8 protein-coding genes and 1 pseudogene are annotated in these 10,812 nt (G+C 69.5%); 1 reads left to right on the top strand and 8 read right to left on the bottom strand.

The annotated features are described in order from the left end of the window. The 5 genes from QZT59_RS07565 to QZT59_RS07545 all read right to left on the bottom strand — a co-directional run. Positions 1 to 1,265, bottom strand: a 1,265-nt coding sequence (locus QZT59_RS07565) for a DUF3488 domain-containing protein (RefSeq protein WP_290813671.1), incomplete at its 3' end; no start/stop codon positions are given. Beyond that, positions 1,262 to 2,320: a DUF58 domain-containing protein gene (locus QZT59_RS07560; RefSeq protein WP_290813668.1), complete on the bottom strand. Its 1,059-nt coding sequence runs from the start codon at positions 2,318 to 2,320 to the stop codon at positions 1,262 to 1,264. The genes QZT59_RS07565 and QZT59_RS07560, both read right to left, overlap by 4 nt. Position 2,321: 1 nt before the next feature. Further along, positions 2,322 to 3,311: a MoxR family ATPase gene (locus tag QZT59_RS07555; protein ID WP_290813665.1), complete on the bottom strand. Its 990-nt coding sequence runs from the start codon at positions 3,309 to 3,311 to the stop codon at positions 2,322 to 2,324. A gap of 399 nt (positions 3,312 to 3,710) precedes the next feature. Next, on the bottom strand, positions 3,711 to 3,905 hold the full coding sequence (locus QZT59_RS07550; protein ID WP_049991716.1) for a cold-shock protein: 195 nt from the start codon (positions 3,903 to 3,905) through the stop codon (positions 3,711 to 3,713). Between the two features lie 108 nt (positions 3,906 to 4,013). Continuing rightward, a complete protein-coding gene (locus tag QZT59_RS07545; RefSeq protein WP_290813656.1) occupies positions 4,014 to 4,376 on the bottom strand; it encodes a hypothetical protein in 363 nt (120 codons plus the stop codon). Positions 4,377 to 4,611: 235 nt separating this feature from the next. Between QZT59_RS07545 and QZT59_RS07540 the strand changes: the two genes are divergently transcribed. After that, entirely contained in the window at positions 4,612 to 4,806 is a 195-nt protein-coding gene (locus tag QZT59_RS07540; RefSeq protein WP_290813654.1) for a hypothetical protein, read from the top strand. 72 nt (positions 4,807 to 4,878) lie between these two features. Here QZT59_RS07540 and QZT59_RS07535 read toward each other — a convergent pair whose 3' ends face one another. From QZT59_RS07535 to QZT59_RS07525, 3 genes and pseudogenes are all read right to left on the bottom strand, one after another. After that, positions 4,879 to 5,913 (bottom strand): 5,10-methylenetetrahydromethanopterin reductase, encoded by a 1,035-nt coding sequence (locus QZT59_RS07535; protein ID WP_290813653.1) that lies wholly within the window; start codon positions 5,911 to 5,913, stop codon positions 4,879 to 4,881. Further along, on the bottom strand, positions 5,910 to 6,752 hold the full coding sequence (locus QZT59_RS07530) for a coenzyme F420-0:L-glutamate ligase (RefSeq protein ID WP_290813650.1): 843 nt from the start codon (positions 6,750 to 6,752) through the stop codon (positions 5,910 to 5,912). The genes QZT59_RS07535 and QZT59_RS07530 overlap by 4 nt, the downstream gene beginning before the upstream one ends. Positions 6,753 to 7,056: 304 nt before the next feature. Continuing rightward, positions 7,057 to 10,812, bottom strand: a pseudogene (locus QZT59_RS07525) (S-layer protein); the annotation flags it as partial.

Genomic DNA, 10,812 nt, shown 5'->3' with positions numbered 1-10,812 from the left:
CCGTCGACGATCTCGCTCGTCCGCTCTTCGAACGCGGTGGAGACGTCCTCCGGCTGCTGGAGGTAGCGATCCCGGTCGAACTCGGCGGGGTAGTCCGTCCCGGCCGCGCGCAGCTCGTCGGGGTCCGGATCGATGACGGCGCTCTCGACCGTGTAGCTGTCGTCCGAGGTCAGCGTGACGGTCGGGCGGAACTGGTCGTGGTCGGTCACCTCCACGAACTCGCCGACGCCGTCGTCGACGGCGATCGGGTGGTTCGCCATCGGCATCGCCTGAATGTCGGCCTCGACGGCGACCTCCTGGACGAGCGGTCGCCCGTCGCCTGGCGGCGGGGCGAGCCGGCCGTCGTAGGGGCCGTGCTCGCCGGAGACGACCCACTCGTCGCCGGTGAACCGGTCGTAGACGTTGGTGCGCCAGTAGGCCGGTTCGTCGCTCTCGATCGTGTATCGCACCTCGGGCGAGAGGGAGACGCTCCCCTCGATCGTCGACCGATCCTCCGCCCCGACGACGCTCCCCTCGAGCGTTCCCGGGCCTTCGCCGTCGATCAGGTGGGCGGGATCGGACGAGCCGCCGGGAACCAGCGGGATCGCCAGCGAGAGGAGCATCATCGCGGCCAGCAGAACGGCCAGCGCGTCCGCCTGGCCGATCGTCCCGCCGCGGCGCTCGAGCTCGCCGAAGCCGACGACCCCGATTCCGGCGACGGTTCCGGCGAGCGTCACCGTCGTGCCGGCGTCCCCCGTGAGCACGAGGAACGACAGCGCCAGGCCGCCGGGAACGACGGCGAGCGCGTACCGCCGGCGGAGCGCCAGGTACCAGGTGAGAAACGCCGGCGCGGGCGCGAAGGCGAGCGCCCAGGTGCCGGCCTCGACCATCCGCAGCAGCTCCAGGCCGGTCGCCAGCGTGATCGTATCCGAGACGATCTTATCGAGGTGCGAGAGCGCCGCGGCGACGCCCACGCCGGCGGCGGTGAAGTAGTAGGCGAACCCGATCGCCGCGACGACGAGCGCGAACGCGGCGGCGGTGCGCTCGCGCAGGATCGCCGCGGCGACCGTCCCGGTCGCGAGCGCGGCGGCGACGATCGCGTACAGCGAGTTCGTCCCCCCGACGACCCCCGTGATCTCGCGCAACACCAGGAGGGTCGAGCCGACGAGCACGAGGCTGCACGCGAGCGCCAGGCCGCGGAACGCCAGCGACGACGGGGACCGATCCGCGCCGGGGAACGCGGCGCCGACGTCGCGACCGAACCGATCGACTGCGCCGGTGCTCATGCGCGCACACCCCCGAGCCGTCCGTCGGACCCGGCGCCGGCGCGCGGGCCGACGGCTTCCGAATCGCCGGCGTCGCCGTCCTCGTAGACGCACAGCTCCGCAAAGGGGACCGTTCGATCGCCGAAGTCGACGACGACGCCGTCCGCGTCGGCCCGGATCACGACGTCGGCCTCCTCGCGGTGGTGGCTACCGGCCGTCCCCTCGTCCGCGGTCGCGGTCGCGCGAAACAGCGCGTCGCGCCGGTCCGGACCGCCCTCGGCCGTGCGGTCGTAGGGCACGGCGAGGACGACGCCGACGTCGAGGTCGAGCAGGTGGTCGACGAGCGTCGCCGCCGCGGCCGCCATCTCGTCGGCGTCGCCCGGTCGGCACTCGGCGACCAGCGAGACGCGGTCGAGGCCCTCGTCGGCGACGAACTCCTTGACGATCAGCTCGTCGTCCGAGCGCTTGGCGGCGGACTTCCAGTGGACGTCCCGCAGCGAGTCGCCCCGCTCGTACTCGCGGAGGTGATCGAACTCCGCCCGCTCGAATTCGCGGGCGGTGTTCGCGAAGGACGCGAGATCCCGGCGCGCGTCGGTCCGGAGCTCGTACACCGGCGGGTAGACCACCACCGGCTCGGTCGCCTCGCACTCGAACCGGCGCTCGAGGAGGCCGAGCAGGTCCCGGACGATCACCGTCGTCGGGCCGACCGTGCGCTCGCCGCGGGCGTCGAGGCGGACCGGGTGCTCGACGCGCGTCTCGCCGGCGATCGTGAGTTCAAACCGGTTGGCGTCGGCCGTCAGCCCGTCGCCGACCCGATCGATCACCGTCGCGGTGGTGCCGCGGCCGCTCGAGAGCACGAACGCCACGGTCCGGTACTCGCCGACGTGGCCGGCCTCGATCGGGAGTCGCTCGACGTCGGGGCGGTCCGCGCGCGAAACCGTCACGGCGGCGGCGACGCCGACGACCGCGAGCGGGACGACGATCGCGTTGAGCGAACGCGAGCCGTACTGGGCACCCATGAGTACGGCGACGACGATCGCGATCAGGACCCCCCAGCCGCGTCCGGTCAGCCTCATCTCAGCCGATGCTGACCCGCGTGAGGGCCTGGTCGACGATCGCCGCGCCGTCGGTCTCCCGGGCGCTGGAGGACGGCTTGATCCGGTGGGCGAGCACCACCGGGGCCGACGCCTTCACGTCGTCGGGGATGACGTAGCCGCGCTCCCGGGTCACCGCGCGGGCCTTCGCCGCCCGGACGAGCGCGATCGTCGCGCGCGGGCTGGCGCCGATCTCGGCGTGTTCGCGCGTGTAGGCCGCGAGGCGGGCGGCGTACTCGCGAACTTCCGTCCGGGTCGTCGTCTCCGCGACGGTCTCGCGCGCCCGGCGGATGGCCTCGCGGTCGGCCACCGGCTCGAGCTCCTCGATCGGATGGTGAGCCGCCGCGCGGTCGAGCATCTCCGCTTCCTCGTCGGCGCTCGGGTAGCCCATCGAGAGCTTCTTCATGAACCGGTCGACCTCCGCGAACGGCAGCTCGTAGGTCCGGTTCGGCTCGATCATGTTCTGAGTGGCGATCACCGTGAACGGCGACGGGAGCGGCCGGGTCTCGCCGTCGACGGTCACTTGCTCCTCTTCCATCGCCTCCAGCAGCGCGCTCTGGGTCTTCGGCGGCGCCCGGTTGATCTCGTCGCCGAGGACCACGTTGCCGAACACCGGCCCCGGCTGGAACTCGAACTCGCGGGACTGCTGGTTGAAGACGTTCACGCCGGTGATGTCGGAGGGCAGCAGGTCGGGCGTGAACTGCACGCGCCGGAAGTCACAGTCGATCGATCGCGCGAGCGAACGGGCGAGCATCGTCTTTCCCACCCCCGGCACGTCCTCGAGCAGGACGTGCCCGCGGGCCAGCATCGCCGTCACCACGTGCCGGATCGTCTCGTCGTTGCCGACGATGACCCGGCCGACGTTGCGCTCGATGGCCTCGCACAGTCTCGCGGCCTCCTCGACGGAGAGCGGCTTCACGCCCCCCGTCGATTGCGGTACCCCATCGAATTGTTTCGCGTCCGTATCTGTCATGTGAGAGCGAAGATCGTCGTCTGTCGGGAACCCTGATGGACGGTCTGTTCGCTAGACCAGTCTCGCGTCTCACAATAATAGTCTTTGGGACGAACCCCCGACTAGGCGCCGGCGTACCCTCGCGATACCCGCGATCGACGGAACCTGCACCCGCGATATCGAGGGTCCATCGGGTCGCGGTCGACGGGCGGATCGCCGACGAGCGCGCGATCCGTTTCACCGGCCGAGCGAGCGCGGGCTCTCGGGGCGCGGCAGTCGCTCTCCCGGTCGACCGACCCGCCCGGGCGACGGTCGGCGCGCGGTCGGTCTGCGCCACACCCGCAAGGCGGCGGTCGATCCGCGCCACACCAGCCGCTCACGAACGTGACGATCTGAGAACGATACCCCTTCGGATCCGCCTTACAGGCGCTCGACGTTCGTCGCGCGAGGGCCCTTTTCGGCCTCGACGATCTCGAACTCGAGCTCCTGACCCTCCTCGAGGTCGGGCCCGCCGATGTCCTCCATGTGGAAGAAGACGTCCTCGTCTGCGTCGTCGGTTTCGATGAATCCGTAGCCGCCAGTGTCGTTGAAGAACGCAACCGTACCTTTCGCCATTGCGTTCATACAAAGCCCCGTGAGAGGCATAAATGTTCTGGAGGGAGAGACCCATCGGTAGGGGCTGCCTACGGTCGAAATCTGCGCGAGCGGCCGCGATGGCCGCCGTCACCACTCGACGCAGGCCGGACAGACGAACCCCTCGTCCGCCCGCCAGAACCGATCCGCGGCCGCCCCGCAGGCCGCGCACGACCGATCGACGCCGGACGCGTAGGTGACCGTCGGCCCGTCGGCCGGATCGATTTCGGCGTCGGCCGCCGGACCGCTGCCAGCCGCGTCAGCCTCCGCGTTCGCACCGCTGTCGATCGTACCGTCCGCCGAGTCCCTGTCGCCGCCCTCACCGTCGGTCTCGGTGCCCGTTCGATCGCTCTCGCCGCCCTCACCGTCGGTCTCGGCGCCCGCTCGATCGCTCTCGCCGTCGCGTTCGGCGTCCTCGCCACCGAGGAAGTCGGTAAGCCTGGACTCCTTCACTGGTGGGCCGTAGGGGATCGCGAACCTTAAGCGGCGGTGCTCGCCCGATTCGAGTCGGTCGCAACCGGGTCCGGTTGCCGTCGGGTCCGGTTGGCGTCGGGCCCGGTTGGCGTCGGGTCCGGTTGCGGGGCGCGTCGTGACGGGGTCGTTCCGGTCGCGGCCCCGATCCAGTCGGTCTCGTCCGTGAGCGGCCGGGACCGGCACGGCCAAGTACGGTCGGTCGAAACGTTCGGACATGACCACCGTTTCGCCGATGAACGCCCTCGTCGACCAGCTGACCGAGATGAACGAGTACTTCATGGACGTCGCCGCGGGCGACGGGCTCGCGCCCCTGCTGTTGCCCGTCGGGACGCTGCTCGTCTTCGTCTCGATGGCCGTCTTCGGCGTGCTGACCCTCGGCGCCGTCGTCGACCTCGTCACCCCCGAGTAAGCCTCGGCCCTCACCCGACCGACGGGGCGGCGCCCGTTCCGCGAGCGTCGGTCGGTCTCCTCGGTCGGAGCGTCAGTCGGTCTCCTCGGCCGCCAGTTCGAGCGCCCGCCCGGCCAGCTCGATTGCCGCGTCGAGGTCGGGGCCCAGCGGCGAGCCGACGACGATGCCGTCGACGTGCTCGAGCGCCGCCGCGAATCGGTCGGCGACGGTCTCGACCGTGCCCGCGATGCAGAAGGCGTCGATCATCTCGGGCGTGACGCGGTCGAAGGCAACCGAGAGGTCGCCGCGCTCTAAGGCGTCGCTCACCGCGGCCGCCGCCTCCTCGTCGATTCCGTGGCGCTCGAGGACCGGCCCCGCGGCGCCGCCGGCGATGAACGCCACCGGCGGCCGGGCCGCCTCGCGCGCGGCCCCGGCGGTTTCGGCGACGCTCACGCTCGCGAACGCCAGCGAGCGGAACGGGCCGCGGTCGTCGGCCCGCTCGTCGAGTCCCTCGGCGATCCGCTCGGCCGACCACTCGAGGTCCCGCGGGTGGGCGGCGTTGATCAGGACGCCGTCGGCGTGGGCGGCGCTCATCCGGAGCATCCCCGGCCCCTGCGCGCCGACGAATATCGGGATCTCGGTCGGCTCGAGGTTGAGCGAGGCGTCCCGGACGGTCACCGCGTCCTCGCGCGTCACCGTCTCGCCCGCCCAGAGCCGGCGGGCGAGGCGCACCGTCTCCAGCACCCGCCGCAGGGGCCGATCGCGCTCGATGCCCAGCGCGGAGAGCGTCGACCGGTCGCCGGCGCCGACCCCGAAGACGGCGCGACCGCCGCTGACCTCGTCGATCGTCGCCGCCTTCGCCGCGAGCGCCGCCGGATGGGTCTCGTAGGGGTTCACGACGCCGGGGCCGATCGCGATCTCGTCCGTGGCGTCGGCCATCCGCGACAGCGTCACCCAGGGGTCGCGGTTGAAGTAGTGCGAGCTCGCGAACGCCGCGTCGAACCCCTCGCCCTCCGCGAGGGCGGCCAGCTCGGCCACTCGCTCCGGCGGGTGCTCGGGGGTGAGTTCGATCGCGCGCACGATCTCGGTCGCCTCCTCGACGGCCGGTTCCGACCCGTCGGCGGTCATTCGAACGACCACTCCCTGAGCGCCTGGCGGACGAGGTCGTTCTCGACCGGCCGAAAGAGCTCGTCGCTCCCGGCGAGGTCGCCGAACGCGAAGCCCCGAACGACGACCGCCGGGGTGCCGTCCGCCCCCTCGCCGGTGACGAGGTTCGCGGCCGCGGCGAGCTCGTCGACGACCGACTGGACCGTCACGCCGAGCTCGCGACCGTCCCGGTCGCGCTCGCCGCGCCAGTCGCGGCTGGCGGGCATCCCGGCCCAGCCCAGCGCGACGCCGCGCTGACCGTGTCGGAACGGCCGCCCGCAGGTGTCGGTGACGATCACCGCCAGATCCGCGAGCCCGGAGGCGGGCGATTCGTCCCGCACGGGGCGGGACGAATCGCCCCCGTCGGCGTCCGGTCCGCCGAGTCCCGGCGTCCGTTCCAGCAGCCCCTCGCGGATCCGCTCGGCGCTCGCGGTCGGGTGCGTGGGCAACAACAGCAGGTCGTGGTCCGGAACGTTCGAGCGGTCGATCCCCGCGTTGACGCAGGTGTGGCCGAAGCGCGTTTCGGTCAGCAGGAACGGCGCCTCGAGGATCAGCTCCGTGCTCTCCTCGAGGACCGCCTGCGCGAAGCGCGGATCCTTCTCCTCGCCGGCGATCTCCGCGAGATCGACCGCGATCTCCCGGGCCCGCGGGCCGGCGGGGAAGTCCGTGAGATCCGCCGTCCGCCCCTCGGCCTTCGAGACCACCGTGCTCGCGACGGTGACGACGTCGCCCGCCCGGAGATCCGCCCGCTCGGCGATCAGCGCGGCGAGGTCGTCGCCCGACTCGATCTCGGGCAGGTCCGGGACCGGGTGTAGCTCCATACCCACAGTGACGGAAAGCGGCGTCAAAAGACCACCGTCACCGGCGCATGCGGCCGGCGTGGCGTCTACCGAACGGGACGATGTTCGGTGAATCCGTCCACGGTGCAACGCCGCACAGCTCGAACGAAGCCGAGCGAATCGCCGGCTCGGTCCGTCGGATCGCGGACGAGCGTGCTCGCGGACTGTCGAGACGGACAGCGGGCCGTCCCGAGGTTGACGACTCTTCGGCGTGGCCGCCGTCCACCCGCACTCCAGAGACGGTCCGAACAATCGGTTCCCTCCTGACCATCGTCGATCGAGCGCCCTATCGCCGTGTCGTCACGAACCGGGCCGACAGCGCGAGGACGATCGCGAAGAGCGCGACGAGCGGGCCGAATCCGGACAGACCGTCATCGGCCGACCCATCGTCGTCTGTGGGTGGTTGCTCCGCGTCGTCACGCGTGTCGTCCTCGCCCGGCTCGTCGGCGTCGTCCGAGTCTGTCGAATCGTCAGCGTCGGACGGATCGTCGTCGGGGGCGCCGTCATCGGCGTCGCCCGGCCCGTCGTCCGCATCGTCATCGGCGTCGCCCGGCCCGTCGTCCGCGTCGTCATCGTCCTCGGGCGGCTGGGGAACGCTGGCCGGTTCGTCGACCGCGAAGGTCGTCTCGAACGTCGCGTCGTTTCCTGCCTCGTCGGCCACCGTGAGCGTCGCTTCGTACGATTCGCCGTCCTCGACGGTGAGGACGTGTTCCGTCCACGACGACGTGATGCTGGTCGCCTCGTCGGTCGTGACGTCCGTCCCGTCGATCTCGAGTTCGATCGAGCCCACGTCGACGCCCGATTGCTCGTCGTCGTACTCGAAGCGGACGGTCACCTCGTCGGTGCCCGCGGCGAGTTCGTCGCCGTCGCCCGGCGAGACACCCGTGAGTACCGGCGCGTCCTCGTCCATCACGAGCGCCCCGTAGGTGGAGAACCCGGTGACGTCGGCGGTGACGAACGGATCGCCGTCGTCGTAGACGATCGTCGAGTCGACGTCGCTCCAGCCGCCGCCATCGTAGTGGTACAGCCCCACGTCGTCGACGCCGGCACCGGTCGGGAGCGCGTCCTCGTCTACCGCCAGTTCGATCGTCGCGTACTCGATCGTTCCGTCGTCGAGGTAGTACTCGAGCAGTCCGTCGAGTTCGGCGGTCAGGAAGCCGACGCCGAGTTCCCCGCCGCCGAGGTTCGCGTCCACGGCGTTCTCCGAGAGGGCGACGTAGAGCTCCTCCGAGGTGAGCGCCGCGTCGTCGACGAGTTCGAAGTCGATCGTCGTTCCGGTCTCCGCGATCTCGATGGTGCCGTCGGCGAGCGTGAAGCCGGTGTGGATCACGACGGAGGCGGTGTCGGATCCTTCCTTTCCGGCGCGGTCCGTCCCGGTAACGGTGACGTCGTACTCGCCGGAGTCGGCGAATTCGAGCGTTCCCTCGAACGTCGTGTTCTGCCCGTCGGTTGGCGCGAGTTCGACCGGGTCGAGCTGGGCCGTCGACGGTTCGGTGAACGAGACGTCGACCGTCGGTGGCTCGACCAGGGGCGTATCGCTCTCGACGACGACCGTGGCGTCCTCGCTATCGACGTCCTCGATACGGACCGACATCGACGGATCCTCACGGTCGACCGCGAGCGCGCCGCCCCACTCGTGGGTTCCGAGGGTGTCGCGTTCGTCGACGGCGATCACGGAGAGGTCGTAGCGACCGTCGTCTGGAATATCGTCGAGCGGGACGGGTGCGCTCCAGGTCTCTCCGCTCGCGAGCGCGTCCAGGTCGGCTTCGGTCGCTTCCGTGAGGACGGTGTAACTCGTCTCTTGGGAGGACACCCGGAGCGTCACCGAGTCCAGGTCGAGGTCCGCGTCGACGTCGATCTCGACGGTGGCCTCGTCGCTCGCGTAGACGAGGTCGACGCCGGCGTCCGCGTCGAAGCCGTCTGACGGGCCCTCGACGCCCGCGATCGTCGGTTCGACGATCGGTTCGGTGACGGTCAGTTCGCCGGCCGAGCGCTCGCCGAGGGAGAGGTCGTACGTGCCGACCTCGTCGATGGTGTTCGAGATATTGATGGCGCCGAGGTGGTAGAATCCGGGGGCGAGTTCGACCTCCTGAGTACCGAGGCTGATCTCGTCGTCCGTCTCGGTGTTGGTGGCGACGAGCTCGATATCTTCTGGGCCGTCGATTGTTCCGGCCTGGTAGATACTCCCGACGACGTGGAACTCGCCGACGCCTTCGACGACCTCGTTTTCTGACGCGGAGGCGGCGATAACCTGGACGTCGGAGTAAGCCGCTTCGACTTCGATGGTGCCGGCGTCGCGATCGCCGAGTTCGAGGTCGTACGTGCCAGCTTCGTCGATGGCGTTCGAGATATTGATGGCGCCGAGGTGGTAGAAGCCAGGCTGAAGTTCGACCTCCTGGCTGCCGAGGACGATCTCGTCGTCCGTCTCGGCGTTGGTGGCGACGAGTTCGATTTCCTCCGTGCCGCCGATTGTTCCAGCCTGATAGATGCTTCCGACGACGTGGAACTCGTCAACGCCGGCGACGATCTCGTCTTCGGACGCGGAGGCCGCGATGACCTGAATGTCCGATTCGGCGGGGAGCACCTCGACGGTACCGGCGGGGCGGTCGCCGAGTTCGAGGTCGTACGTTCCGGGCGTATCGATGGTGGCCGAGATGTTGATCGCGCCGAGGTGGTAGAAGCCGGGGGCGAGTTCGGCCTCCTGGCTGCCGAGGACGGTTTCCTCGCCGTCCTCATCGATTGCGACGAGCTCGATTTTCTCCGTGCCGCCGATTGTTCCAGCCTGATAGATGCTACCGACGGCGTGGAACTCGTCTTCCCCGGCGACGATCTCGTCTTCGGACGCGGAGGCCGCGATGACCTGGACGTCGGAGTAGGCTTCTTCGACCTCGACGGTGCCGGCGTCGCGATCGCCGAGTTCGAGGTCGTAGGTGCCGGCCTCGTCGATGGTGGCCGAGACGTTGAGCGCGCCGAGGTGGTAGAAGCCGGGGGCGAGTTCGACCTCCTGGCTGCCGAGGACGGTTTCCTCGCCATCCTCATCGATTGCGACGAGTTCGATTTCCTCGGGGCCGTCGGTGGTTCCGGCCTGGTAGATGCTTCCGACGACGTGGAACTCGTCTTCATCGGCGACGATCTCGTCTTCGGACGCGGAGGCGGCGATGACCTGAACGTCGGAGTACGCCGCTTCGACGAGGATTTCTCCTGCGTGGTGACCGCCGAGTTCGAGGTCGTAGCTACCGGGCTCGTCGATCTGGAAGTCGATCTCGACCGCGCCGAGGTGGTAGTACCCCGATTCGAGCGTGACCTCCTGACTGCCTAGGTGTGTTTCCTCGCTCGTATTCTGGTCGATTGCGACGAGATCGATCTCCTCCGTCCCGCTATCGCCGGCCTGGTAGATACTCCCGGTGACGTTCGCCTCCTCGCCTTCGAGCACTTCGATCTCTGAAACCGTCGCGGCGATGACCTGGATGTCCGAGGGCGACTCGTCGACGCCGACCGTACCGACGTCGTGACCGCCGAGGGTGAGGTCGTACGTGCCGGCCTCGTCGACCGACGTGGTGATGTTTATCCCGCCGAGGTGGTAGAAGCCGGGTTCGAGTTCGACGGACTGGTTTCCGAGGTGAATCTCCTCACCGCTCTCGTTGTTCGTCGCGACGAGGTCGATTTGCTGCGATTCGTCGACGGTGCCGTTCTGATAGATGCTGCCGACGACGTGGAATTCTTCACCCTCCGTGAGGACCATTTCAGAGACCGACGCGGCGATGACCTGAACGTCGGAGTAGGCTTCTTCGACCTCGATGGTGCCGGCGTCGCGATCGCCGAGTTCGAGGTCGTAGGTACCGGCCTCGTCGATGGTGTTCGAGATGTTGATGGCGCCGAGGTGGTAGAATCCGGGGGCGAGTTCGACCTCCTGAGTACCGAGGCTGATCTCGTCGTCCGTCTCGGTGTTGGTGGCGACGAGTTCGATTTCCTCCGGACCTCCAGTCGTCCCGGCCTGGTAGATGCTTCCGACGACGTGGAACTCGTCTTCACCGGCGACGAT

The sequence above is a fragment of the Halovivax sp. genome, assembly GCA_007119345.1.
GTDB lineage: Archaea > Halobacteriota > Halobacteria > Halobacteriales > Natrialbaceae > Halovivax.
The sequence above is the reverse complement of the archived record's forward strand: the minus strand, read 5'-3'. Positions and strand labels throughout refer to the sequence as shown.

Excerpts from the sequence above, each read along its gene's own strand:
- QZT59_RS07560 (WP_290813668.1), bottom strand. The coding sequence starts at position 2,320 with ATGAGGCTGACCGGACGCGGCTGGGGGGTCCTGATCGCGATCGTCGTC.
- QZT59_RS07555 (WP_290813665.1), bottom strand. The coding sequence starts at position 3,311 with ATGACAGATACGGACGCGAAACAATTCGATGGGGTACCGCAATCGACG.
- QZT59_RS07550 (WP_049991716.1), bottom strand. The coding sequence starts at position 3,905 with ATGGCGAAAGGTACGGTTGCGTTCTTCAACGACACTGGCGGCTACGGA.
- QZT59_RS07540 (WP_290813654.1), top strand. The coding sequence starts at position 4,612 with ATGACCACCGTTTCGCCGATGAACGCCCTCGTCGACCAGCTGACCGAG.
- QZT59_RS07535 (WP_290813653.1), bottom strand. The coding sequence starts at position 5,913 with ATGACCGCCGACGGGTCGGAACCGGCCGTCGAGGAGGCGACCGAGATC.
- QZT59_RS07530 (WP_290813650.1), bottom strand. The coding sequence starts at position 6,752 with ATGGAGCTACACCCGGTCCCGGACCTGCCCGAGATCGAGTCGGGCGAC.